Origin of the sequence: Paenibacillus amylolyticus (genome assembly GCF_051136285.1) — a bacterium.
GTDB lineage: Bacteria > Bacillota > Bacilli > Paenibacillales > Paenibacillaceae > Paenibacillus > Paenibacillus amylolyticus_F.
This window is the reverse complement of sequence record NZ_CP194938.1, coordinates 848,894-875,861: the sequence shown is the minus strand read 5'-3', so window position 1 is coordinate 875,861 and position 26,968 is coordinate 848,894. Positions and strand designations below refer to the sequence as shown.

The 26,968-nt window shown below is 45.1% G+C and carries 20 protein-coding genes; 15 read left to right on the top strand and 5 right to left on the bottom strand.

Features of this window, described 5'->3' with window-relative positions:
- The first annotated feature begins 91 nt into the window (after positions 1-91).
- The 3 genes from ACR8BL_RS03850 to ACR8BL_RS03840 all read left to right on the top strand — a co-directional run bounded on the left by ACR8BL_RS03850 (position 92) and on the right by ACR8BL_RS03840 (position 3,493).
- Entirely contained in the window at positions 92-862 is a 771-nt protein-coding gene (locus ACR8BL_RS03850) for an ABC transporter ATP-binding protein (RefSeq protein ID WP_434751393.1), read from the top strand.
- The gene (locus ACR8BL_RS03845) at positions 837-2,801 is read left to right on the top strand and encodes an FtsX-like permease family protein (protein WP_434758320.1); all 1,965 of its coding nucleotides are present in this window, start codon (positions 837-839) and stop codon (positions 2,799-2,801) included. Before ACR8BL_RS03850 ends, ACR8BL_RS03845 begins: the two co-directional genes overlap by 26 nt.
- A 287-nt stretch (positions 2,802-3,088) precedes the next feature.
- Positions 3,089-3,493, top strand: a complete 405-nt coding sequence (locus ACR8BL_RS03840; RefSeq protein WP_434751391.1) for an Asp23/Gls24 family envelope stress response protein — start codon at positions 3,089-3,091, stop codon at positions 3,491-3,493.
- Between the two features lie 87 nt (positions 3,494-3,580).
- Here the strand turns inward: ACR8BL_RS03840 and ACR8BL_RS03835 are convergent, their stop codons facing one another.
- Complete coding sequence (locus ACR8BL_RS03835; protein ID WP_434751390.1) at positions 3,581-4,417, bottom strand: AraC family transcriptional regulator; 837 nt, start codon at positions 4,415-4,417, stop codon at positions 3,581-3,583.
- A 209-nt stretch (positions 4,418-4,626) separates the two neighbouring features.
- On the opposite strand from ACR8BL_RS03835, the gene ACR8BL_RS03830 reads away from it, so the two are divergent.
- From ACR8BL_RS03830 to ACR8BL_RS03810, 5 genes are all read left to right on the top strand, one after another.
- Positions 4,627-5,631: an aldo/keto reductase gene (locus ACR8BL_RS03830; RefSeq protein WP_434751389.1), complete on the top strand. Its 1,005-nt coding sequence runs from the start codon at positions 4,627-4,629 to the stop codon at positions 5,629-5,631.
- Positions 5,632-5,970: 339 nt separating this feature from the next.
- Positions 5,971-7,512 carry an acyl-CoA synthetase gene (locus ACR8BL_RS03825; protein ID WP_434753004.1) on the top strand — a complete coding sequence of 514 codons (1,542 nt, stop codon included), beginning with the start codon at positions 5,971-5,973 and terminating at the stop codon, positions 7,510-7,512.
- A gap of 113 nt (positions 7,513-7,625) precedes the next feature.
- Positions 7,626-8,870, top strand: coding sequence for an aminopeptidase (locus tag ACR8BL_RS03820; protein ID WP_434758319.1), 1,245 nt, complete (start codon positions 7,626-7,628; stop codon positions 8,868-8,870).
- Positions 8,871-9,109: 239 nt separating this feature from the next.
- Positions 9,110-9,568, top strand: coding sequence for a phosphotransferase (locus ACR8BL_RS03815; protein ID WP_434751388.1), 459 nt, complete (start codon positions 9,110-9,112; stop codon positions 9,566-9,568).
- A gap of 196 nt (positions 9,569-9,764) precedes the next feature.
- A complete protein-coding gene (locus ACR8BL_RS03810) occupies positions 9,765-10,664 on the top strand; it encodes a leucine-rich repeat domain-containing protein (protein ID WP_434751387.1) in 900 nt (299 codons plus the stop codon).
- A gap of 213 nt (positions 10,665-10,877) precedes the next feature.
- On the opposite strand, the gene ACR8BL_RS03805 is transcribed toward ACR8BL_RS03810, so the two are convergent.
- The gene (locus tag ACR8BL_RS03805) at positions 10,878-11,510 is read right to left on the bottom strand and encodes a nitroreductase family protein (RefSeq protein ID WP_434751386.1); all 633 of its coding nucleotides are present in this window, start codon (positions 11,508-11,510) and stop codon (positions 10,878-10,880) included.
- A 137-nt stretch (positions 11,511-11,647) separates the two neighbouring features.
- On the opposite strand from ACR8BL_RS03805, the gene ACR8BL_RS03800 reads away from it, so the two are divergent.
- The gene (locus ACR8BL_RS03800) at positions 11,648-11,890 is read left to right on the top strand and encodes a hypothetical protein (protein WP_434751385.1); all 243 of its coding nucleotides are present in this window, start codon (positions 11,648-11,650) and stop codon (positions 11,888-11,890) included.
- A 73-nt stretch (positions 11,891-11,963) separates the two neighbouring features.
- Here the strand turns inward: ACR8BL_RS03800 and ACR8BL_RS03795 are convergent, their stop codons facing one another.
- On the bottom strand, positions 11,964-12,740 hold the full coding sequence (locus tag ACR8BL_RS03795) for a M15 family metallopeptidase (protein ID WP_434751384.1): 777 nt from the start codon (positions 12,738-12,740) through the stop codon (positions 11,964-11,966).
- Between the two features lie 639 nt (positions 12,741-13,379).
- Positions 13,380-13,742, bottom strand: a complete 363-nt coding sequence (locus ACR8BL_RS03790; RefSeq protein ID WP_434751383.1) for an iron-sulfur cluster biosynthesis family protein — start codon at positions 13,740-13,742, stop codon at positions 13,380-13,382.
- A 177-nt stretch (positions 13,743-13,919) separates the two neighbouring features.
- Between ACR8BL_RS03790 and ACR8BL_RS03785 the strand changes: the two genes are divergently transcribed.
- Positions 13,920-14,528, top strand: a complete 609-nt coding sequence (locus ACR8BL_RS03785; RefSeq protein WP_434751382.1) for a DUF1349 domain-containing protein — start codon at positions 13,920-13,922, stop codon at positions 14,526-14,528.
- A 292-nt stretch (positions 14,529-14,820) separates the two neighbouring features.
- Here the strand turns inward: ACR8BL_RS03785 and ACR8BL_RS03780 are convergent, their stop codons facing one another.
- The gene (locus ACR8BL_RS03780; RefSeq protein ID WP_434751381.1) at positions 14,821-15,276 is read right to left on the bottom strand and encodes an SET domain-containing protein; all 456 of its coding nucleotides are present in this window, start codon (positions 15,274-15,276) and stop codon (positions 14,821-14,823) included.
- A 202-nt stretch (positions 15,277-15,478) separates the two neighbouring features.
- Between ACR8BL_RS03780 and ACR8BL_RS03775 the strand changes: the two genes are divergently transcribed.
- The 5 genes from ACR8BL_RS03775 to ACR8BL_RS03755 all read left to right on the top strand — a co-directional run bounded on the left by ACR8BL_RS03775 (position 15,479) and on the right by ACR8BL_RS03755 (position 26,911).
- On the top strand, positions 15,479-17,035 hold the full coding sequence (locus ACR8BL_RS03775) for an ABC-F family ATP-binding cassette domain-containing protein (RefSeq protein ID WP_434751380.1): 1,557 nt from the start codon (positions 15,479-15,481) through the stop codon (positions 17,033-17,035).
- A gap of 355 nt (positions 17,036-17,390) precedes the next feature.
- Complete coding sequence (locus ACR8BL_RS03770; protein WP_434751379.1) at positions 17,391-22,097, top strand: S-layer homology domain-containing protein; 4,707 nt, start codon at positions 17,391-17,393, stop codon at positions 22,095-22,097.
- A gap of 333 nt (positions 22,098-22,430) precedes the next feature.
- Positions 22,431-24,266, top strand: coding sequence for an assimilatory sulfite reductase (NADPH) flavoprotein subunit (locus ACR8BL_RS03765; RefSeq protein WP_434753003.1), 1,836 nt, complete (start codon positions 22,431-22,433; stop codon positions 24,264-24,266).
- Positions 24,267-24,319: 53 nt separating this feature from the next.
- Positions 24,320-26,041 carry an assimilatory sulfite reductase (NADPH) hemoprotein subunit gene (gene cysI, locus ACR8BL_RS03760; RefSeq protein WP_434751378.1) on the top strand — a complete coding sequence of 574 codons (1,722 nt, stop codon included), beginning with the start codon at positions 24,320-24,322 and terminating at the stop codon, positions 26,039-26,041.
- A gap of 153 nt (positions 26,042-26,194) precedes the next feature.
- Entirely contained in the window at positions 26,195-26,911 is a 717-nt protein-coding gene (locus tag ACR8BL_RS03755) for a YebC/PmpR family DNA-binding transcriptional regulator (protein ID WP_434753002.1), read from the top strand.
- Positions 26,912-26,968: the final 57 nt, after the last annotated feature.

Genomic DNA, 26,968 nt, shown 5'->3' with positions numbered 1-26,968 from the left:
GAGAATGAGTGAAGTTTCGGGTAGACTGATATCATAAGTTAGCCTGGATAAAAAGTTAAAATACAAATGAAGAGATAAAGGAGTTGTACGTATGGAGATATGCTCCGTTAAACAAATCAGCAAAATTTATAAAGGTGTTGTTTCATACGAGGCCTTGTCAGGTATTGACCTTAGTATTCATGAAGGAGAGTTTGTGGGTATCATGGGGCCGTCCGGTAGTGGAAAAACAACGCTGCTGAACATGATTTCAACGATTGATCATCCCACATCAGGGGAATTGCAAATCTCAGGTCAGAATCCATTTGAGCTGGATTCGGATAAGCTGGCTTTATTCCGGCGGAGAGAATTGGGCTTTGTCTTCCAATCGTTCAACCTGCTCAACACCTTGACAGTGAAAGAGAATATCGTACTTCCATTAACTCTGGATGGTGTTTCCGTTCAGGAGATGAATGCAAGAGTAGCAGAACTGGCAAGCAAACTTGGTATTGAAGACATTTTGAACAAACGAACGTATGAAATTTCGGGCGGGCAGGCGCAGCGTACAGCTATAGCCAGAGCCTTAATCCATTCTCCCAAACTGATTCTGGCGGATGAGCCGACAGGTAATCTGGATTCCAAGGCAGCCAAGGATGTGATGGAGATTCTTGAAAGGCGTAATCGAGAAGACCAGGCAACCATGCTGTTGGTTACTCATGATGCTGTTGCAGCCAGTTACTGTAGCCGAGTCGTCTTCATTAAGGATGGTCAGTTATATAACGAGATTCATTACGGTGATAATCGGGCGGCCTTCTATCAGAAGATTATTAATGTATTATCACTGATGGGAGGCTCTGGACATGAATTTTCGCCAGTTCGCCATTAATAACGTTGTTCGAAACAAACGGATTTATTTAGCTCATTTTCTGAGCAGCACATTCTCGGTTATGATCTTTTTTATCTATGCATTGTTGCTGTTTCACCCGGATTTAAAAGATGGTTTGAAAGGTTCATCACAGACGGTTACGGTGCTTGCTAACCAGGGTCTGATGATTGCCGAAGTCATTATTTTCATATTCTCCTTCCTGTTTCTGCTGTATTCGGTCGGTTCATTTCTGAAGACTCGGAAGAAGGAATTTGGTATCTTCCTGATCATCGGAATGACGAACAAGCAGATGAACCGGCTTCTGTTTATGGAAAATATGTGTATCGGTATAGCTTCCATTGTGGCTGGTATTGGACTTGGACTGATCTTTGGTAAATTAGTTTTGCTTATTTGTGGTTCCATGCTTGCTGTGGAGAACAGTCTGAGATTTTATTTTCCACTCAAAGGAATTCTGTTAACAGCTGGAGCATTTCTGTTGCTTTTTGTGGTCATTGCTCTATCGTCGTCATTGTTGATCCGTAAGGGAACGCTGATTGATCTCGTGAAATCGGAGGAGAAACCGAAGCCGGAACCTAAGGCATCACGTATGCTTGCACTACTCTCGGTTGTATTGATTGTTGGAGGATATACTGGCGTATTTATCTTTGCGTGGGGGTTGCTTCTGTTCCCGTTACTGTTTGGCAGTGTGCTCAGTGTCATTGCAGGCACATATCTATTGTTTACGCAGCTTAGCGTGTATGTTATTCGGGCACTGAAAAAGAATGAACGGTTATTTTTACGTAAAACCAATCTGCTCTTTCTGTCCGAGCTTACCTATCGTATGAAAGATAACGCCGTGATGTTTTTTATGGTCAGTGTCATCTCTGCTTCCGCATTTACAGGTATTGGAAGCATGCTGACGATAGGTGATCCAAGGCTGTCTTCCATGACGAATCCATATGCTTTTACTTATACGAATTCAGGCTTTACGGATTCAGCGGTCGTTGATCGTCATATCCGAAAAATTGAAGAGACCCTGGTTAATCAAGAAGTTCCTTATGTGAAAGGTAGTTACCGCGTACTCTATGAGAATAATAACAACTACCTCATAAAACTGAGTGAATATAACCGTCTTGCCAAAGCACTTGGTTATGAAGAACGGGTGCTGGATCGCAATGATCTGGCGTTTAATACCGCACCCAATATTACAGCTCGCAATAAGCTATTAGATACGACAAAGGAAAGTTATCCATACTCCGCTGACTTGTATGTTGGTGAAAAGCAGCATGTACAAGTGCAGATGTTGCCGCCGGCAACCGATATCGTGATTCCGATGGAGGGTGAGGCTGGCATCTACATTGTTTCTGATGACCTATATTCCAAAATTCGAGAAACATATATTGCTGAGATCCAGATGGAAGTTGATTTTTACTCCGATCAGACCACATTTTTTGTGGTAAAAGACTGGATGGCAACGCGCAGCTTTGCTCCGGAATTGCTGGATTCGATTCAGGAAGACCGCCCGGAGAAGGGATATATCAACTTCAGTTCTCTTGTCGTAGACTGGTTAAATAATAAACAAACCAACGGAATTATTCTTATTGTAAGTGGCTTGATTGGTATTGTGTTCTTCACCTTTGCGGCGAGCTTCACGTATTTCAGGTTGTATGCAGATTTAGAGCGGGATGAAGCACAATATCGCATGATTGGTAAAATGGGTCTTAGTCGCCCGGAGCTTCGCAAAATTGTAACAAGACAGCTCGTGTTGATGTTTTTCCTACCACTTCTGGTGGCTTTGATTCACAGCTCGGTGGCATTTGCGGCACTCTATCAGCTGGTTCAGTTTTCTGTTCTGGAACACAGCCTTCAAATCTTCATGGTATTTGTTTCGATGCAGGTCGTATTCTTTGCACTCGTACGCTGGCGTTATCTGCGTCATATGTATTCGAAGCTGGTGTGAATTAGAAGTGCACCTTATACATTTCACTCCTTTTTATCAGCCTTGGCCGGATTGCAGGAGCCTTAATTTTGGTTAATATCTAATTATTATCACAGTGTATATGATTGTGAAAATATTGCTGGTTCGAATCTATCAGATGTTCTTCAGAGAGAAGTGGCAGAATGGCTGACCGCTTTCACTGACCTGCTCAGAGAGCAGAAATGTAACTGTTCGCAAACCATGGTAGAATAGAAGGGACAACACCCATACTTAGAACATCAAAAAAAAGATCATAAGGAGAGGAACTTATGTCTGAAATGATTGAAAACAATGTACCGGAAGCGGAATATATTGCACCTCCAGCGATTCAGTTAGGGACGATCCATATTTCCAATGATGTTGTATCCAAAATTGTAGGCATGGCTGCACAAACAACACCAGGTGTGTCGTCCATGTCGGTCGGGCTGACGGAAGGGCTTGCCAAAAGCATCAGCGGCAAAAGTCTGCAAAAAGGAATCGACGTTCATATTCAAAATGATGAAGCATCGATTCAATTGCGCATTAATGTGCAGTATGGGCGCAAGATGCATGAGGTTTGCCAGGATCTGCAACATAATGTTCAACAAGCGGTGGAGCAGATGGCAGGCGTAATTGTGAAAGAAGTTAAAGTGCAAGTTATTGGCATTGCCATGCCTGAAAACGTACAGGGCTAATTTACTGCAAGTAGCAACATTCCTGTAGAGGGTTTCAGGGCAAGCAGTCATTTATATTTCATCTAAGCAGCACCTTGGTGTAGATCGTTACATCGAAGGTGCTGTTTTTTGTCTGCGATAATAAGTGGGGGCTTCGCCCATCACTTTTTTGAACATCTTGGAGAACAGAAGTTGATCATTATATCCGACAGAACGGGCAATATCACCGATGCTCAGGTTAAGGTTAAGCGTCAGCTCGGCTGCTCTGCGCATACGATAATGGACAAGGTAAGATTGGATGCTGCTTCCGATTTGATCTTTGAAGAGTGAGCATAGATAACTTCGCTGTAAGCCGATATGGGAGGCAATAGACTGTACCGTGATGGCGTTGGCATAGTTCATCTCAATAAAATCGATCACCTGTGACACATAAGTTTCTTTGCCAAAATCAGCGGAAGGCTCCAAGTTCTCGTTGTGGGCATGATCAATGAGGATCGCAAAAAACTGATACAGCCATCCTGTCATGCTAATCTCCCAGCCTTTGTGTGTTGTACGAGAATGAATGATTCGGTGCAGACAGGAGCGCATCTCATCGTCTTCATTACCGAGATCGAAGATAGGGTGTTGCTCTGATAAACAGGCTTGTTGTAGAAAGGAAGAACTCTGCGAGCCTTGGAACGCCACCCAGCTATACTCCCATGGATCATCCAAGTCAGCCTTATAATGCACTACGGAGTGAGGCACGATGAGGAAGCCCTGACCTTTGTGCAGATGATACGTCTTTCCCGAAACTTCAAACGTGCCCTTGCCATTCAATATATAGTGAATTTTATAGTAGTCTCTCATCGCTGGGCCAAAATGGTGTCCAGGTGTACAGGCTTCCGTACCATAATGAAGGAGCTGTAGCTCCTGGAAATGACTGTTTTTAAACATATACGTAATCACAGCGTTCACTCCTGTTGTGAGTCGGTTTGTTCTTGCATTTTAACATATTCAACGAATTTTTTCTCATTTGAAATAAAGCAATTATAGTTAGATACCGATCATTTTTCTATATCAATGTAGTGATAAGCCATATCGTTCCTGTTGGGAAATGACTAAGATAAAGGGGTAGCAACGACCTTGACCAACCTTACAGAAAAGAGTGAATAACGATGCCTTATATTGCAAATGAACAACGATATGACGAGATGAACTATGTGCGCTCTGGTAAATCGGGCATTAAACTGCCGCAGATTGCACTTGGATTATGGAAAAATTTTGGCAGTAATCGCACGCTGGATGTTCAGGAAGAAATGATTTTGCGTGCATTTGACCTCGGGATTAACCATTTTGATCTCGCAAATAACTATGGCCCGCCTCCGGGATCAGCTGAAGAGAATTTTGGCTTGATCTATCATAAACATCTGCGTCCGTACAGAGATGAACTGCTGATCTCGTCAAAGGCAGGATATCACATGTGGAGCGGCCCTTACGGTGAATGGGGTTCCCGTAAAAATCTGATTGCCAGTCTCGACCAGAGCTTGCGCCGTATGGGACTGGATTATGTGGATATTTTCTATCATCATCGCCCAGATCCGGAAACACCACTGGAAGAAACGATGACAGCGCTTGATCACATCGTAAGGCAAGGAAAGGCGCTTTATGTGGGCTTGTCCAACTATAATGCACAGCAGACACAAGAAGCAGTAACGATTCTGCGCCGTCTCGGAACATCTTGCCTCGTTCATCAGCCGAATTACTCGATGTTAAACCGCTGGATTGAAGACGTTTTGCAAGATGTGCTGGATGAGCAAGGTGTAGGTTCCATCGCCTTTTGCCCGCTCGGTCGCGGTCAGTTAACGAACAAATACGTGGACAAGATCAAGGAAGAACGAGCGAATCCAACCGGAACGTTAAAAAAAGAATCGTATACGGACGAACGTATTGCAAAATTTGAAGCATTGCAGGCGGTGGCAGAGCGGAGAGGCCAGACAATCTCCCAGCTTGCACTCAACTGGGTATTACGTGGTAATCGCGTTACGTCTGCATTAATCGGAGCCAGCCGGGTATCCCAGATTGAAGAGAATGTTGCTGCGCTCAAAGCTCCTGAACTCACAGATGCAGAGCTGAGTGAGGTGGAGTCCATTTTGGAGGGAATCGGCAATTACCCTTGGTAAATGCTTGAATGCGGAATCTGTTACAATGAGTACCTTTTCTCTAATAGAGGAGAGGTGCTTTTTGTGTTGCAGGAAAGGAGAAAACTGGTATATCGGATGGTATAAGGTTTATACTGGAATGATTCGTTATTAGGTTTTTAGATGAGCGAGTTGAACTTTAAATAATCAAGTAGGAATAAGACGGTCACTGGTTATTATAAAAAGGTTGCTGTTCATAGTACCTGGTCTTAGGATTTAATGTATAATATAAAGAAGCTATATATTTGAATGATAAAGGAGAGGCTCCATTTGAATTTTGAACAGTGGATTTCGCCTGAAACCTATAACCTGACATCCGAGATGGAGAATCACCCGCCAGACCGGATTGCACTTAGATGGCTCAGCGATCAACAAGAAGTAGAAGAGATTACGTATGGTGACTTGTTAAAGCAGGCTAACCGTCTGGCCGGAGGTCTACGTGAGCTTGGTTTGGAGAAAGGGGATCGGGTGCTGGTCATGGTACCACGCCGGATTATTGCCTATGTAATCTACATTGCATGTCTGAAACTCGGTATTGCCGTCATTCCATCTTCCGAGATGTTACGAGCAAAAGATCTGGAATATCGTCTGCGGCATTCATCGGCGCGAGCAGTAATTGTATGGTCTGAAACAACATCGGAAGTGGAAAAAATGGATTCTGATCTGCCGACACTTGCCCACCGCATCGTTGCATCACCTAATGGTGATCATGCTGTTCCTGGAGAAGGCTGGGTTAACGTACACCAGTTGATGCAGAATCAGCCGGATGATATGGCTGCTGTTCAGACGCACCGTGATGATATGGCGATTCTGGCATATACCTCCGGTACAACGGGGAATCCGAAAGGGGTTATGCATAGCCACGGCTGGGGTTACGCGCATCTGCGAATCGCATCGTCGTTATGGCTGGATATTCAACCATCGGATACCGTGTGGGCAACAGCTGCACCTGGATGGCAAAAATGGATCTGGAGTCCGTTCCTGTCGGTACTCGGAAGAGGAGCAACAGGTTTGGTATACAACGGCTCATTCAAGCCGAGACGTTATCTGGAATTGATGCAGGAGCATCAGATTAACGTGCTCTGCTGTACGCCAACCGAATACCGCCTGATGGCGAAAACGGATGATCTGGGACATTATGACTTATCCCATCTGCGCAGTGCTGTATCAGCGGGCGAACCACTCAATCAGGAAGTGATTGAAATCTTCCAGCGCCATTTCGATCTCACGATTCGGGATGGTTACGGCCAGACGGAAAGCACGCTGTTAATTGGCAGTCTGAAGGATGCACCCGTGCGGATCGGTTCCATGGGTCAGTCGATTACCCCTGGATTGATTGAAATCATCGGTGAAGATGGTCAACCTCTGCCAGCGGGCGAGGTGGGAGATATTGCTGTGCACAAGGACATGCCGGCGCTATTCCGTGCTTATTATCAGGACGAGGGTCGCAAGGAAGCGAACCAGCGCGGAGAATATTTTGTTACAGGTGACCGGGCGAGCAAAGATGAAGAAGGTTACTTCTGGTTTGAGGGCCGAAGTGATGATATCATCATCAGTTCGGGATACACGATTGGTCCGTTTGAGGTAGAGGAAGCGCTCATGAAACATGCAAGCGTGAAAGAATGTGCTGTCGTTGCAAGTCCGGATGAAATTCGCGGCAATGTCGTCAAAGCATTTGTTGTGCTGAGAGATGAAGCACTGGCTTCAACGGAACTCGCGCACGAGCTGCAAAGACATGTGAAGGAATGGACGGCACCTTATAAATATCCACGCAAAATTGAGTTTGTGACAGATCTGCCGAAGACTAACTCCGGTAAAATTCGCCGGATTGAACTACGTGAGCAGGAAAAACGTAACGGTTAGTTTGCAGAATATGTATAGCGTAATGTAGAGGCCAAAAGATGAAACGGCATCTTTGATGATATGTAATAGAATACCGGAATTTGAATCTTAACCGAAGCAGGAGTGAATTTAACATGAGTTCGTTTGATCAGTCTTTTGCAACATTATTGGAACAATATGCTGAGCTGGTGGTCAGGGTTGGTGTGAACATTCAGAAGGGACAGGATCTGCTGGTGACGGCACCGATTGAAACATTGGAATTCACCCGTCTTATCGTTGAAAAAGCATACGCAGCCGGAGCCAATTATGTACAAGTTGATTTCGAGGACGACAAAATTACACGCAGCCGTTTTGAGCAAGGTTCGGACGACAGCTTTGACTATTATCCGGCGTGGAAAGGCGATATGATGGAACGATTCGCTGAAGCCGGAGGAGCGACGCTGACGATCAAAGTACCTGATCCGGATCTGTACAACGGAATTGAAGCGAGTAAAGTATCCCGTGCAACAAAGGCAGCAGCGAAAGCGCGCAAAGGATACTCCAAATATACACGTAACCATGAGATCAGCTGGTGTCTGATCAAAGCGCCTACCAAAGCTTGGGCGAATAAAGTGTTTGCCGACATTCCTGAGCAAGATCGCATCAACGTGATGTGGGATACGATCTTCAAGATGAATCGTGTGGACGGCGGAGATGCCGTACAGAACTGGAGAGAGCATCTCCAGACGTTGAGCAAGATGAGTGATTTGCTGAATGAGAAAAATTACAAGAGCCTGCACTATCGTGCACCAGGTACAGATCTGAAGATTGAGCTGGTCAAAAACCATATCTGGGGCGGGGGCGGCAATGAAAACAAACAAGGTATCTACACTGTACCAAACATGCCAACAGAAGAGGTATTTACAATGCCAAAGCGCAGTGGGGTTAACGGTTATGTTAGCAGCACGATGCCGCTGAACCTGAACGGACAGTTGGTGGATCAGATACGAATTACATTTAAAGATGGTCAGGTTGTTGCTTATACAGCAGCTTCTGGCGAAGAACACTTGAAGAATCTTTTTGCTACAGACGAAGGTGCTCGTTATTTGGGAGAAGTCGCGCTTGTACCGCATAATTCCCCAATTTCGAATCTGAACCGTATTTTCTACAATACGGGTATTGATGAGAACGCATCCTGCCATCTGGCTGTTGGAAGTGCATATCCGTTCAATATGAAGGACGGCACAACGATGTCGAATGAAGAACTGCTGAAACATGAATGTAATGTAAGTCTCACACATGTTGATTTCATGATTGGTTCTGCGGAGCTGGACATCGACGGTGAGCTGCAGGATGGCACAATTGAGCCGGTATTCCGCAAAGGAAACTGGGCATTTTAAAGATGTTGTATGTGTAAGGACATTCTTTGGTGTACAGGTTGTTAAACCGATTGTCAAAGAAGATTAGTGAAGTTAAGGTCAGCCAGATATCTGGTTGGCCTTTCTTTATATTCTGATGGAGAAAAGAAGGTGCTGCATGGACTGAACTGGAATAAAAGGTAAAATAATATGATGACGTAACATAGCTATAATGTTAATTTTAGCATCATGCCACCAAGGGGTATCAAGAAAGTAATCCGGTGTTAAAACGTCAAGCATGGGAGAACATCGTTCAATTAAAGGTAGAGAACTACCTGCCACCAGATGATGTAATGGTTTCAATAATCAATCAATTATTAACTAAACTTACTGCTCTGCCCAAGTCCAAAGATCATTACGGCTTAACACATACTGATTTTCATCAAAGCAACTTTTATTTGCATAACGGTGAGATTCAGTTGTTTGATTTTGATGACGCCAGTTATACATATTTCATAAACGATATTGGGACTACACTGTACTTTGCGCTTTTTTATCCGTTTAAGGAATTTGAGAATAAAACGGAATATCAGAGATTGTTTTTCCATCATTTTATCAAAGGATATCTGAAAGAAAATACCATCGAAGAAGAAGATATCGTCTATTTACAAAATTCGATTAAACTTCGTCATGCATTGTTATATGTATATTTTCAAATACTTATTAGTGAATTTTTGTGATCAACGAGGTTATATTCATGCACAAGATGTAAGTGGAATCGAAACATTAGAGCTTCCCAAAGTCGGTATGAAAAACCTTCAAGGGATAGAATATTTTACGGAGCTTAAGCTGCTCGATTGCTCATATAATGCGTTGACCAGTCTCAATGTTGAACATAATCTTAAATTGGAAACATTGTTATGCAGAGAAAATCAAATGGTTGAGTTGTTTCTTCACTCCAATACAGAGCTGGAAACATTGGATTGCAGCTTTAATCGATTACGTAAACTGGATTTGTCGCGGAATCAGAAACTTAGGTCAGTGGAGTGTCATTGGAACCTGCTTTCTGAGCTGAAAGTAAGTCATCTTATACAATTGGAGAGACTGGCTTGCAGCTACAATACACTTTTCTCACTGGATACCACAAATAACGATCAGCTAATACATCTGGATTGTGCGAACAATGATCTCACCGAGCTTGATGTTACAGGATGTCCCGCTTTAATTGAGCTTCGCTGTCATCATAACCATCTCAAAAATTTGAACCTCCGTTCCAATCATCGGCTTGAAAGTGTGCGGTGTTTCCATAATCATATCCGTGAGTTGGAACTGATTCATAATTTGGAGTTAGTAGAACTATATTGTTCTGAAAATAAACTGAAATCGCTCGATATAAGCCATAACTCCAAGCTGGAGCACATCCAATATGGCGATAATCTGATCGTTGAACCGGATCATGAAGTTCCGGGTATGGGTACATTTCAATATGATAATGAAACGACCGTTTATTATTTGAATATGCAAGACGAAGGAAGAGAACTGCGAGTGACCGCACAAATTTTAACGAAGGCCGGTATGGATGCGTTGTCTGCTTCCTTCGAAGCTGCATGGGGAGAATGGGCTGTTCTGCGGGAACGGGCGTTGCATATCATTGGCAAAGCTCATCCCGACGAGGACATAAGCACCCTGGTGCTGGCGGATGCAGAATTTCAAGCAGACGGTAGCTTAAAACTGGGATTTGATGCCGGGGATACGCCAGCCGGACAGCTCTACATCTATGCCGAATTTGATAGCGGTCTTCAAATCTCGAATGAGTTGATTTACGAAACGTATTGAAGTGAATAGAATGTTATAAGTTACAAAAATAAAAAGCCACGATTTCGTGGCTTTTTAAATACCTTTTTACAGAAAAGATGGCTATGGAGAAATATTGCATGATAAGTCTTAAATCAAAAGATAAACCGGATAAATTATAGCTGATAGAATAATTATCATGTTGCCGTATAGTCTAATTGATAGTTAATGAGTTGATGTAGATGCGGATTATGTTTATTCAGCGTTCATTTTATTAAAGCTGACATATTCATGGATCGGCTTGCGATATCCACGAGGGCGCTGTTTAGATTCGTTCTTTTTGCCAATCGTGATCATCATTGCAGGTACGTAGTGATCTGGAATGCCGAGGCTCTGCTGCAGTTCCTCGGCATCAAAGCCAATCATCGGACAAGTGTCCCAGCCGCGATCCTGAGCGATCAGCATGAATTGCATCGCTGACAAGCTGGCATTACGGATTGCATCCTCACGTTGAAAGAATCTGCCACGAGTTTCATAAAATTCAATAACACTTTGGGATTCCTGTTCGTATTGAAACTGCGTCAGTGCCCCCAGATTAAGTAGTCCTTCGTTAATCGTACGAATATGATGATGAGCGTTAACATCACCTAATACCACGATGACCGCAGAAGCTGTTTTCACTTTATATTGCTGAGAAGCCTCATAGACTTTTTCTTTCTGAGCTTCATGGGTCAATACAAGATAGTGAGTGTGTTGCAGGTTAAATGCGGATGGTGCGAATTTGTTCAAAGCAAATATTTCCTGTAGTTCCGATTCCGAAATTGCAATTCCTTCTTCGAAAATAACAGCTGATCTGCGGTTTTTAATTAATTCGTTCAATTCGCTCATGTTGTTTACCTCGCTTATGTATAATTTGCTTGCTTTTAAAGTGAATATAACACACTTAATTACTTTATGTAAGTATTATTTTTGAATAAGACAAGATGTACTCGCCATACGCTAATAGAAAACAGCAGAGGTGAGTCATGATATCGATTATCCACAGATTAAAATCAGCACGGCTGCACCACCATGAGTTCCGGGTGTATGTCGTCAAATCCTCTACCCTTAAAAAGTTTGTGGTGGTGGAGCTCATACTGGGTTATCTGGTGTACAATGTAGCCCTGTATCTGTGCCATAATGATTTGCTGGCAGGTGCAAGCACATGGGCGGGAACGGAAGGCGTGAAACGGTTACCACCGTTGTTCAGGCGTATTGTCGGAGTTTGAACCGTTTTAAAGTTTGGTTTCTAGAGCCTACACTCTAATGGGAGAAGGGGCACCTTTGCCCCGTTCTCTGGGTTTATTTCGTCTGTCCCAGATATTGTTCAAGTGTAAGTTTTTGGCTAGTAATCTCGCCAGCAATATAAACTCCGACATAACGGATATGCCACGGTTCATAAGAGTACCCGGTCAGTTTCTCTTGATCCTTGCCGTAACGGATGATAAAACCGTATTTGTGGGCATTGGCTTTGAGCCACTTGCCTTCTTTGGTGTTGCCAAAACTTTGTTGCAGATCATAACCTGCGGAAGCGCTGGAAATATCCATGGCTAATCCAGTTTGATGCTCGCTCTGTCCTGGGCGGGCGCTAGTTTTGTTGGCGACAGCTTCGCCTTTAACGCTGACATTGCGGTCAAAGATTGATTTTTGTGTGGCGTAAGAACGATAACCGGAAACGGCTTTGATATCGATACCGTCTTTTTTGGCTGCAGCAAATAATTTCTCAATGGCCGTTGCAGCGACTTTGCGCATTTGTTTTTTCGGACTGGAGCCGGAGAAGCTGAATGGAATATTAGGAACAACCAGATCCTTCGGTTCATAGGTGGATGGCAGGTTTCTTTTTTTATTCACAAGCACAACGGTGCTAGAAAGATTCGTCACGGTGGCAATACCTTTGCTACTGGTCGTAATGGTGCGGCTTGGCGCGTTCTCATGCAAGAATTGGGAAAAGCTGGAGCTTGCGGCTGAAGCAGACGGATTAAACATTTGGTTGATTGGAAGTGTAGTAAAAGCCGTGCCTGCAAGTACTGAGCCAATTAGAAGTGTCGATATGATGGATTTGCGAGTAAATGATGACATGATGGGAGTTCCTCCTTGAAATATATTAATCTATAAACCAAGTATACTGGAGGATTATATCCAGAGGTTCTCCAAATGTTTCCGACTTGTAAACAAAGTTTGCTAGAATCTATTTTTTTATCACGATGTGCTGTTCAAAGGGGAGGCGACAGGAGCGAAAAAAGTGTAGATGTGAAAGAAGATGAAATAGAAGTATAACTAGTAGTAGAAATAGAACACAGAAGTAGAAGTAGAAGTAGAAGTAGAAGTGAGGAATAAAGTGAGGATCAGAGTGAGTTGGAAAGTGAGAATAAGAAACTGGAGAGCAGAGTTTAGTTCGGGATAATAGACAGAGAAGATGATGATGAATGGGCAGCGAGTGTGAGTGGTGAAAACAGTAGTACGGACATATCCAAAAAAATCTAACGATCATCAGAGACGTTATTTGCCGCTTTTTTCGAGTTTTGGAATTGTAACGATCACCAGAGAGCTTATTTTGGGAAAATAGTCCGTTTTTCTGCCTCATAGGCTGTTTTTTGAACAAATAACGTTACTGGTGATCGTTAGATTTCCAATCCATCGATTTTGGGCGAAATAAGGTTCCTCATGATCGTTAGAAATCGAGTCAAGTATGAAGTTTTTCTACTTACCTGCTGTTCATCACAGCGTACATGCATTAACAGCAGCAGGGGTCCCCACAGCGGCAGCGCGTGCATCACGAAGGCGAAGATTACTGCTGATTACACCAGAGTCACTGCTGAGCGTAAAGGCAGGATAGTTTTCTTGTGCATTCAGTTTCATACTGGATTCCAGATTAAGCTGGTGTTTGGGATCGACATAAAATGGCACCAGATTCGTTTCAATCTGCTCATCCAGTGCAGCTGGTTCATCCACAATTAGCATAACAACAACGCCATTACATCCGCAGCCTTCCATGTCATAAAATACTTTGAAATATCCGGGCTGGTCATTCAGGCTTTCGGTTAAACGTTTTGCTGCCAGATCTGTAATTTGAATATGCATGGTCATTGCACTCCTTATTATATAACATCGTTCTAAATGAAAAAAGATTCACTGTGCTCCTTATGCCATTATACCACCTTGTCGAAAAATAAATCACACGAGGTAAATTTACAGGAGATGTCGAATAGGAAATAAACGAAATATAAATTCATTATTGAAGAAAGGATGAAATTGACGATGTCATCGAACTTTGTTCAGATTAACGAAGGCAAATGGACAACCGAGCCTGCTCATACTCAACATGACGGGGAGAGATTGATTGTACAGGCGCAGGAGGGCAGTGATTTTTGGGAAGAGACATTCTATGGCTTCTGCCATCGGAATGGACATGCATTGCTTGCACCGTGGGATGGTGTGGAGGCTGTTGAAGTTTCGTTTGATCTAAGTTCCTTTACAGAATTATATGATCAGGCGGGACTCATGTTGTGGCACGGAGAGCATCAGTGGATTAAAGCCGGGGTGGAAGTCAACGATGGTATTGTACATGTGGGTGCTGTTGTCACAGATCAATTCTCGGATTGGTCGCTGTCACCCGTGCCTGAGTGGGGTGGTCGAGTCGTTACTATTCGTGCATCATACCATCAGGAATCCGTTGTCATTCGTGCGCGTACAGACGAACATCCATGGCGCACCATCCGGGTAGCCAGATTTGCTTACCCTGCGGACAAGCAGGCAGGGCCGTTCCTTTGCTCGCCCAAACGGGCAGGGTTTGAGGTTGCTTTTACAAGATGGGCCTACACAGCACCAGACGAAGACTTGCATACCAATCCACCAATTAACGATTAAACGCGTGAGATTTACTGGAATACACTCCTTAGAGGGAAGCCGTGCATATAAAATGAAAGAAGGATATGAGTCGCAGGCTGAACAATAGATCCTATTGCATTCAAAATATCTATAGATCAAAAGAAGCAGGTATCCTCTACAGGAAACCTGCTTTTTATAATTGCTTGATCGTGTTGCACTCAATTCGTGTTGAATTCAATGAATGCTCCGGTTCGTTCATACGATGTCTGAATGAGTGTGTACAGTTGGCGTATTACTTTTTAGAAAAACTTTTGCCTAGATGTTGGTTGGGTCACTTCTTTTCGATTTCCTGAGTGGGCTCAACCTCTTGTTCTTCCTTGTCCTGCATTTCACGCATGCGTTCTTCGTAATCATCCAGGAACCATAGCGGGTCCATATTGTCTTCCTCACCGTTATAGTTAATGAGGATTTCCTCGCCAGCTTTGATGTCTTTATAGGCGTAGAAATCAAAGGTGTGATTTTCGAAGTTAATATCATACGTGGCGTTCGGTTCGTAGGAGTGATTAATCAGACTGCCGTATCCAAGCAGAATCGCGGTATGATTAGCTCCATATTCGAAGACGTAATCTTCGAGAATCGTTTTTTCAATATGTTCGTGATCTTCATTTGGATAAGGCACAACGGGTGCCTGATGGATCAATTGACCTTTGGCGATATCCACTGTAGCAAATACCCCGCGATTAAACTCGCCGCCTTCACCCAATCTGGACTGTTTTACTTCAATCATGACATTCACCTGATGCTCTCGCTGAGAGCTCCGTTCTATAATATGGTTGTAGTTCGTTTAAGGCAAAATTTTACCGCATACGCTGGGATAAGGCAAATGGAACATCATTTTAGGACCAATTTTTAAATAGGGCGTTGAGTTGTGCGGGAGATAACGCTTATAATATACAAAGAATTAAGTCTATATAGAAAAGGTGTCATGAATGAGCATATTAAATGTAGAAAAATTAAGTCACGGTTTTGGTGACCGTGCTATCTTTAACAACGTTTCATTCCGCCTGCTTAAGGGTGAGCACATTGGGCTGATCGGGGCGAATGGAGAAGGTAAATCAACCTTCATGAATATCATTACAGGTAAACTTCAGCCGGATGAGGGCAAAGTGGAATGGTCAAAGCGTATGCGTGTAGGTTATCTAGACCAACATGCGGTGCTGAGCAAAGGACAGTCGATTCGCGATGTGCTGCGCAGTGCATTCCAGTACCTGTTTGACATGGAACAGGAAATGAACGAGATGTACGGCAAGATGGGTGACGTTACACCTGAGGAACTGGAGCAGTTATTGGAGGATGTAGGTACAATTCAGGATACACTGACGAACCAGGACTTTTACATGATCGATGCCAAAGTGGACGAAACCGCGCGTGGTCTGGGTTTGACCGATATCGGTCTGGACAAAGACGTTAACGACCTGAGCGGGGGACAACGGACCAAAGTGCTGTTAGCCAAACTGTTGCTGGAAAAACCGGATATTCTGCTACTCGATGAGCCGACAAACTATCTGGACGAACAGCATATTGAATGGCTGAAACGTTATCTGCAGGAATATGAGAATGCATTTATTCTCATCTCGCATGATATTCCGTTCCTGAACAGCGTAATCAACCTTATTTACCACATGGAAAATCAGGATCTGACTCGTTATGTGGGCGATTACAACCACTTCCAGGAAGTCTACGAGATGAAGAAGCAGCAACTGGAGTCGGCGTACAAGCGTCAGCAGCAAGAGATTGCCGATCTGAAAGACTTTGTAGCACGTAACAAAGCCAGCGTGGCAACACGTAACATGGCGATGTCCAGACAGAAAAAGCTCGACAAGATGGACGTGATTGAACTCGCTAAGGACAAACCGAAACCACAGTTCAACTTCCGTGATGCAAGAACGTCTGGCAAGCTTATTTTTGAAACGAAAGGCCTGGTTATTGGATATAACGAACCATTGTCCAGACCGCTTGATCTTCGTATGGAGCGTGGACAGAAAATTGCTCTGGTAGGTGCGAACGGTATTGGTAAAACAACACTGATGCGCAGCATCTTGGGTGAAATTCAGCCTCTGGAAGGTACTGTCCAGCGGGGAGAGCACTTGGAAATTGGATACTTCCAGCAAGAAATGAAGGAAGCCAACTATAACACGTGTATCGAAGAGATCTGGCAGGAGTTCCCTTCCTACACTCAGTTTGAAGTGCGTGCCGCACTTGCCAAATGCGGACTGACAACCAAACACATTGAGAGCAAGGTCGCAGTTCTCAGCGGTGGAGAGAAAGCGAAAGTACGTCTCTGCAAGCTGATCAACAATGAAACCAACCTGCTGGTGCTCGATGAGCCGACGAACCACTTGGACGTGGATGCGAAGGAAGAGTTGAAACGTGCGCTTCAAGCGTACAAAGGCAGCATTTTGCTAATCTCGCATGAACCGGAATTTTACCGTGATGTCGTGACAGATACATGGAACTGTGAATCCTGGACGACAAAAGTATTCTAAAAGGGCAGGCTGTTTTGAACAAACGGTAAGAATAGCCCGATTCGTGATAAAGGTGAAGACGCGTATTTTACTTGCATACTGCGGGTGGAATGCGCGTTTTTTGTCATATCAGCGGGAAGGCGGAAATAGGACAAAAGGATGGTTGACAGTAGGAAATGCAAACGATATTCTAGTTTTAGAAAGCGGTTACATAATAGGGCTGGGGAAACCTGTTTTATGGCATGGCAAGAAAGATACGTTACTGCTTTGTAACGTTCGATATTGCACTTGGCAGAGGAAACGGGTCTTTTTTTTGCGCTTGAATGAAACCGGTTTCATCAGCTTGTGTTTTCTAATGCAAAGGAGCGAATCGATATTGGATAAACTCAGAAAACCGATTGTAATTATGTTATCTGCAGCAATGGTATTATCTTCAGGGCCTTTGATGTACCCGAACAAGGTTCATGCAGATGAACCTCTTATTCCTGGATTGTGGGTACAAGACGATTTTTCCGATGGAGACTATACCTCTTCACCTGAATGGCAGGTCATCTCTGGCAACTGGCAAGTAACATCAGATCCCCAGTATGCATCTAACCAGGTTCTTTTTCAAAACGGTACCGATGAAGGCTTCATTATGACTGGAGATTCCATAGCGGATAAGACGGTGTCGATGCGTTTTTATACTGGAGCACGTGAGGGTTTTCCCGGCATTTTGCCACGGTTCCAAGACAAGAACAACTACTACTATTTTCAAATGCATGAGCCCAGTAATAAACTGGTTTTTAGCAAAAAAGTAAACGGTACAGATACCACGCTCAAGTCAGTAGATTATACGTTCAGTAAAAATACGTGGTACACACTTAAAGTGGTGCTTTCAGGCACCTCAATACGCGGTTACATTGTCGAAAATGGAATGGATCGTGTGGTCTTTGATCTGAACGATACGTCGATTACAACAGGCACAGTTGGCATTCGAAACAAGTGGCAGACCGTACATATTGATGATGTAATGATTGCGGAGCCACCACGAGTGAACGAAACGGTGCTGACAAGTGATAGAGAGACGGCATCATCAGTTTCATTACATTGGTCTGAGATTGAAGGGGCATCAGGATATCGTTTGTATCGCTCGAACACGCAGGATGGCGGCTACTCCCTTGTAAATCAGGTGACATCAACAAGTTATGTCGACGAAGGGTTAAGCTCGGACACGCCTTATTACTACAGACTTGCTTATGACTATGGAGGGTTAACCGAGTCGCAGTGGTCTTCTCCACTTGAAGTTAAAACGGCTGCTGAGGCTCCGCAGTCTCCCGGTGATCTCAAGGCATCTGCATTGTCAGCGACAGGCATCCAATTGACCTGGAGTGCTGTGAATAAGGCAAGTGGTTATCGTATCGTTCGCGCCGAGCAAGGAACACCGTTATATGAACAGGTATACGACGGTAAGGCATTAACGTTCACCGATCAGGGGCTAGAGGCTGGCAAAGGCTACATTTATCGTGTGACCGCGTATAATGCTGCTGGCGAATCGGCTTATCGTGAGATAGAATCCCAAACGTATGCAACAGACTCTCCTTCAGGATTTACCATTGCTGCTGTAACGGCTACGTCGGTCTCTTTGCAGTGGAATGCACCGCCTGGATCAGATGCATCTGACGTTTCTTACACCGTATCGAGGGCAACGAGTGCTGCGGGCACATACCAGCCAGTCTATACAGGGAGTGCAACTACGTTGAATGATGAAGGTTTAACGATGGGCACCGGTTACTTCTACACAATCCAAGCCAAAGTAGATGGGAAGGTTACACCTGTGTCTGCACCGCTGGGTGTATCCACGGTTCGCACCAGTTTTACGCCAGGCCAGTTATGGCCGGATCAGAACGGGAAGCCGATTGATGCCCATGGCGCGGGGTTCTTTTACGATGAAAAGACAGAAAAGTATTATTGGTACGGAGAGTACCATACGGGCGGCTGGCCCGCTGTGGGGGTGCGTGTGTACGCCTCCAAAGATCTGTTGAACTGGACGGATGAAGGCATGGCACTAACGATGCTGCAATCGATGGATGATTTTGATACGAACCCGCTCATTAAACAATTGTATGCTGGACGCGAGGATCGTGTGGACATCTGGGCAGATATTCGCAAAGGACGGATCATCGAGCGCCCGAAGGTGATTTACAATGATAAAACGAAGAAATATGTGATGTGGGCACATATGGACGGAGATAAAGATCCCTATAACGACAATGCGAATTACGGTAAAGCAAAGGCTGGATATGCCATCAGTGACTCCCCGACAGGACCTTTTGTATATCAGAAAAGTTACCGCATGGATTTGGCCCCTGAAGGGGAGAAAGATTACTTCCCGAATGATCGGGGTATGGCTCGTGATATGACGTTGTTCAAAGATGATGATGGCACCGGTTATCTCATTTATTCCAGTGAGGAAAATCTGACATTGTACATCTCCAAACTGACTGAGGATTACAGTGACGTCACAGGCTGGCATAAGGAAGGGCGCAAAGATGATAAAGGCAATCCGGTTCGGGATACGACGTATCAGGCCGAATACGGTGTAGACTATGTCCGGGTATTCCCGGGTGGACAACGAGAGGCACCAGCGATGTTCAAGTACCAAGGGAAGTATTATATATTAACCTCAGGTGCTTCGGGCTGGGCTCCCAACGAAAATAAAGTCACGGTTGCAGATCATATCTTTGGACCTTGGTCGGCGATGACGAATCCGTTTGTGCGCACGTTGCCGAGTGATCCTGATCCTGGAAAGGCATTTGGCACACAGACGACTTCAGTCATCCCGGTTGACCCGGAAAAGGGCAAGTTTATTTATGTGGGAGACACCTGGAACGGAGGAAACTTTGCGAATGATGGAGCCAAGTATGTATTTTTGCCAATTGAGTTTGGCATAGGTTCAGACATTTCCATCAAGTGGTATAACAGTTGGACACCTGGTTTACTTGATTCGATGGGTAAGGTAGATATCGCAGACAATTTGCCAGAAACCGTGAAGCTTGGAGAGATACCAGTCCTGCCGTCCACAGTGAAGGTGCGTGATGGTAGTAATCTGGTGTCAACGCCAGCCGTGTGGACGATTAATCATCGGGCGATGACAAAAGAAGATTTTGCCAAGCCAGGGCCTCTTACGTTACAGATCACGACACCGGAATTTAACAATAAAACACAGGTGGTTCGTGTATATGTCATTCCCGAAAATACGTTATATTTTGTGAACGGCGGAGGTTATGAGACGTCAGATTACAAGCTGATGAGTAATTATATGAAAGACACGCTTTTGCATCCGGGAATTGTAGATCAGATGTATGCTCCGGGCGAAGGACATTCATGGGGATATGTCAGTGCCGATGCATTAGCTTCCGGTTCGAACGGTGGAGATATATTCTCGACGGTGCGCTATCTGAATGGCGGTAATGTCAGCAACTCTCCCAAAGGCAAGGATCTGACCTATAGCTTTGATGTGCTGAACGGTAAATATGACGTCTATGCGGGATTCAATGATCCGTGGACAAATACTTCACGCCGGGCAGATTTCCTTATTAACGGTACAAATACCGGTGCAGTCACGTTTACACCTGCGAGTGTTCGAGCTCATAAAAGTATAGAAGTGTCCAATGGTAAGCTGGATCTCACGGTGCGTAATACGGCATCGCAGGATCCGATGATCAGCTGGATCATGATTGTAAAGCCTGTTGAAACACCTGATCCAGGTGGTAATTCCGGCGGAGAGCCAGGGAACAGCTCAGGCGGGAATAACGGAAATGGTTCAAACTCAGGCAGCAGCGGAGGTCAAGCAGGCAACAGCAATAGTAACTCAGGAACAGAACCATCGCAGTCTTCGGCTCAACCTCAAACGGAAAAGGACCGCGCTGTTGTGGAACTGCAGACTTCGTCAGATTCCAAGGGGAATGCACAGTCCAAGGCAGACGCTTCCGTGGTTGAAGCTGCAGTGAAAGCTGCACCAATTACGGAGAAAGATCAACGTCTGGTTGAATTTCGGTTGAAATCCGTTCCAGAGGCGACTGCTTATGAACTTACGTTGCCAGTTTCTTCGTTGCTGAAGCAGAAGTCTTCCGATGTGTTCCGTATCGTGTCGCCGTTTGGAACCGTTGAACTTCCTGTTAACTCGCTCGTTACGGATGGAGCCAAAGAAGGTACAACAGCCGTACGTATAACTCGCACACAGCTTCCACAAGATACGGCAGATCGTTTAGGTGCAGCACACGGTGTTCAGCTTGAATTCAGCCTGAATGGTCAAACCTTCATACCTGTTAGCCGGATTTCAGTACAATTACCGTATGTTGCCTCAAAAGATATCATGGCAGAGAAAGTCGTGGGCGTGCAGATCAGGCCAAGTGGGGAGATTACTCCCCTGGCGCAAAGTTATTACGACAAGGAACACGGTGAGCTTCTATTTTCTGCAAAATCGCCATCTTTAACGGATCCATATGCTGTCGTATCTATGGAAGATCGTTTTACTGATCTTGGTGATGTACCGTGGGCGCAGAAAGCGATGGAAGCACTCGCGATCCGGGGCGTGGTGGATGTGGCAGAGATTGAAGATACCAAGCAATTACATCCAAAACAGGAGATGACACGCGGGCATTATATACAGTGGCTTGTAGCTTCGCTGGGACTAAATGCTGCACCCGTTGACCCATTTAAGGATGTGGATGAACAATCTTCCTATTATGAGGCCGTTAACATAGCCCGATCGCTTGGCATTACGGATGGAACCGGAGATGGGCATTTTTTGCCTGAATCAACGATAACTCGTCAGGAGATGATGACCTTAACGGTGAGGGCACTCGCTGCGGGAGGCCTCATGGATGATGAAGTACAGCAAGCTTCTGAAATGGATCTTGCTGGTTTCAAAGACGCAGGTAAAATCAGCTCATATGCAAGAGATAGTGTGGCTGTACTTGCGAAACTACGCATCGTAGGTGGTTATCATGGAGAAGTGAAGCCTGCAGCTAAAGCCAGCCGGGCCGAATCCGCCGCGCTGATTTATGCAATGATGAGCAAGCTTGTCTGGAAAAAGTGATGAATCATTCGTCTGTTCTTTTTCATATGAAAGCTTATCGTTCATACTGCTGTCTTCCTAGTTATTCGTGTATTTCATAAAATAGAAGAAAGCTTGCTTTAACCTGAGATTCAGGTTGGAGCAAGCTTTTTTGCTGAATTTTGTTGATTTTTGCTAACGTATTTACAAACAGGAGATTCGCACGTTTTGTTCCTTTATCAGAGAAACTGATAAATGGTATAAAATCATTGAAATTGACCCTCAACACCCGGTGTGTTAGGTTCTAGAGAGAAGAAATTAATATGATCATTTTAGTAGGAATTAAAATTGAAGCAATGCGTGAGGTGGCAGATGGTGGAACTTCAAGTGACAAATAGTCCTTTTAATCAAGAGCAAGTAGAATTGCTCAATCGACTTATTCCTACATTGACGGACGGACAAAGACTTTGGCTTGGTGGATATATTGCAGCTTTTCAAGCCGGTGCGGCAACATCACAGATAAATCTGGTTGGGCAAGCTGAACCAAGTACGACAGCTGCACCGATTAGTGCTCCAGCCCTTTCCCGTGAGGTTACGGTACTTTACGGTTCGCAGACAGGAAATTCAATAGGACTGTCGAAAAAACTCGGGAAGAAGCTGGAAGAGCAAGGACTTCAGGTGACATTGTCATCCATGGGTGATTTCAAACCGAACGGACTGAAGAAAATTGAAAATCTCCTGATTGTAGTCAGCACACATGGAGAAGGCGAACCGCCGGATAATGCGATTCCGTTTCATGAATTTTTAAATAGCAAACGTGCTCCAAAGCTGGACGGACTTCGTTATTCCGTACTGGCACTGGGAGATACCTCTTATGAATTCTTTTGCCAAACTGGCAAAGATTTTGACAAACGACTGCAGGAACTGGGCGGCACAACGCTGGTTCCACGCGTGGACTGTGATGTTGATTTTGATGAGCCAGCAGCAGCGTGGATGAATGATGTAATTGCTTCGCTCAGCAGCACACCAGCAGTTGCCGGTACGGTAACTAGCGAAGCGATTACAGCTGCGGTAAGCAGTGGTGAATCTGAATTTAATCGCACGAATCCGTTCAAGGCAGAGGTACTTGAAAATCTTAACCTGAATGGCCGAGGATCGGATCGTGAGACACGCCATATTGAGCTGTCCTTGGAAGGCTCCAATCTGGATTATGAGCCGGGCGACAGTCTCGGTGTTTTCCCGGAGAATCACCCGCGTCTCGTAGATGAATTGATTGCAGCTATGGGGTGGAATGCAGACGAACGTGTTACGGTGAACAAGAACGGAGATCAGGTATCTGTCCATGAAGCATTACTGCGTCATTATGAAATTACATCTGTAACCAAGCCGGTGGCGGAGCAACTTGCCAAGCTGAGTCCAGAAAGCGAGTTAGCGGCACTGCTAGCCAATGACTCCGAATTCCGTAAAGTCATGAACACCTGTGATCTGCTCGATGTGGTTCAGGATTATGCGCTGAAAGGTATTCCAGCCGGACAATTTCTGGCGGTTCTTCGTAAAATACCGGCGCGCCTGTACTCCATTGCGAGCAGCTCAAAGTCCTTCCCGGACGAGGTTCATCTGACGGTTCGCACTGTAAGGTATGAATCACGTGGAAGAGAACGTTACGGCGTATGCTCGGTACATCTCGCTGAACGAATCGAGGCAGGTGATACCTTGCCGGTATATATTCAGCATAATCCAAACTTCAAATTACCTGAAAACCCGGACACACCAATCATTATGGTTGGACCTGGGACAGGGGTGGCCCCATTCCGATCTTTCCTTGGCGAACGGGAAGAAACGGGTGCCGAAGGCAAAACATGGCTCTTCTATGGGGATCAGCATTTCTCTACAGACTTCCTTTACCAGACCGAGTGGCAGCGTTGGCTCAGAGATGGAGTGCTTACCAAGATGGATGTTGCCTTCTCCCGTGATACGGCACAGAAAGTATATGTACAGCACCGTATGCTGGAACATAGTAAGGAATTGTACCAATGGCTCCAGGAGGGAGGGAGCGTCTACATCTGTGGTGATGAGAAAAAAATGGCTCATGATGTTCATGCGGCGCTGATTACCATTCTACAGCAGGAAGGCGGCTTGTCGCCTGAGCAGGCTGCGGAATACATGACACGGTTGCAACAGGAGAAACGTTATCAGCGGGATGTGTATTAATCTGAGGCTGAGCCGAAGGGTTATATTCCGCAGAGACGAGAGGAGAAAGCGGCATGGCTTATAATAACTTACTTAATCCGCAGCGTACCAACAGCGATGTGGAAGATATAAAGATCAAGAGCAATTATTTGCGCGGAAGTCTCACGGAGACACTGGCTGACCGCATTACTGGCGCGATTCCTGAAGACGACAACCGTCTGATGAAACATCATGGTAGCTACATGCAGGATGACCGTGATCTGCGCAACGAGCGCAACAAATCCAAGCTGGAGCCTGCATACCAGTTCATGCTGCGCGTTCGTGCTTCCGGTGGTATCGTAACGCCGGAGCAGTGGCTGATGATGGATCGTGTTGCTCATAAATATGCGAATCAGACGATCCGTCTGACCACTCGCCAATCGTTTCAACTGCACGGGGTATTGAAATGGGACCTTAAAAATACGATTCGTGAGGTCAACGACTCTTTGCTCAGTACCCTGGCTGCATGTGGAGACGTTAACCGTAACGTGATGTGCAACCCGAATCCGAATCAGTCTGATGTTCATGCTGAAGTGTATGAGTGGGCATGTCAGGTGAGTAATCATCTGGACCCACGCACTCGTGCTTATCATGAGCTGTGGCTTGATGGGGAGAAAGTGATTGACTCCCAAGATTCGGATGAAGAAGTAGAACCGATCTATGGCAAGGTGTACTTGCCACGTAAGTTCAAAATTGGTATCGCGGTACCTCCATCCAACGATGTAGATGTATTTTCACAGGATCTCGGTTTAATTGCGATTGTAGAGAACGGTAAATTGCAAGGTTTCAACGTGTCTGTTGGTGGAGGTATGGGGATGTCTCACGGGGATTCGAAGACGTACCCTCAGGTGTCCAAGGTCATTGGCTTCTGCACGCCGGAGCAGATGATTGATGTTGCAGAGAAGACGGTTATGATTCAGCGTGACTACGGAGATCGTGCGGTTCGTAAACATGCACGTTTCAAATATACAATTGATGATCGCGGGTTGGAATGGTTTGTTGATGAGTTAACGAGCCGTCTTGGCTGGAGTCTGGAAGCAGCGCGGCCATATCATTTTGACCATAATGGAGATCGTTATGGCTGGGTGAAGGGCAGTAATGGCAAATGGCACTACACGCTGTTTATTCAGAATGGACGTGTAAAAGATGTAGATGGTTATCCGCTCATGACGGGGTTACGTGAAATTGCTAAAGTACACACTGGAGATTTCCGTCTGACGGCAAACCAAAATCTGATTATCGGTAACATCAGCAGTCAGAAAAAGAAAAAGATAGAATCGTTAATGCAGCAATATAATCTGACGGAAGGTGCTCATTATTCAGCACTCCGCAGAAGTTCCATGGCTTGTGTTGCACTCCCCACCTGTGGTCTTGCTATGGCTGAATCCGAGCGTTATCTGCCATCCTTAATTGATAAACTCGAGCCTGTGCTGGATGAAGCGGGTCTGAGGGATGAGGAGATTGTCATTCGTATGACAGGTTGTCCGAATGGGTGCGCGAGACCGATGTTGGCAGAGATTGCTTTTATCGGCAAAGCACCAGGCAAGTATAATTTCTATCTTGGCGGCAGCTTTACAGGCCATCGTCTGAACAAACTTTATCGCGAAAATATCGGAGAAAATGAGATTCTGGATATACTGACACCGATGATTAATCAATATGCCAAAGAGCGCAATGAGGGCGAACATTTCGGAGATTTCGTGATCCGTGCGGGTTATGTACCTGAAGTGTTGGACGGAAGACAGTTCCACGCTTAACTTGCGGCTTATCCAAGAAGCATTCCTTGACGGAGTGCTTTTTGTTTCTTGGGTGCAGATCAGATTGAGGCGATGAACTTGTTGAACTAGACGCAACAAGATATAATGACAAAGTAGAAAGCAGATTACATGTTGAAAGTGAGCGGAAACGATATGGGTCGTAAGTGGAATAATATTAAGGAAAAGAAAGCTTCAAAAGACGCAAACACAAGTCGGGTCTACGCCAAATTCGGCGTTGAGATCTATGTAGCAGCTAAGAAGGGCGAACCAGACCCAGAAGCGAACCGTGCCCTCAAGGTCGTTCTGGAACGTGCCAAAACGTATAATGTACCTAAAGCGATCATTGACCGTGCAATGGAAAAAGCAAAAGGTAGCGGCGATGAGAACTATGAAGAGCTACGTTACGAAGGCTTCGGACCAAACGGGGCAATGGTTATCGTGGATGCGCTCACGAATAATGTAAACCGGACAGCGCCTGAAGTGCGCTCGGCGTTTAACAAAAACGGGGGCAACATGGGTGTGAGTGGTTCCGTGGCTTACATGTTTGATCCTACAGCAGTGATCGGCGTTGAAGGCAAAAATGCTGATGAAGTGCTGGAGATTATGCTGGAAGCGGATGTAGACGTACGTGATATTGTAGATGAAGATGAAGCGGTTATCGTATACGCAGAACCGGATCAATTCCACGCGGTACAAGAAGCATTCAAAGCTGCGGGTGTTACTGAGTTCACGGTAGCCGAGCTGACGATGCTGGCGCAAAACCACATTGAACTGCCTGCGGATGCCCAAGTTCAGTTCGAGAAGTTGATCGATGCGCTTGAAGACCTGGAAGATGTGCAACAGGTGTATCATAACGTGGAGTTTGTGTGAGCGGGCAAGCGACTGCGGTGATAGTGGCGGTTTAGAGTCTTTCTAACCCAGTTAAGG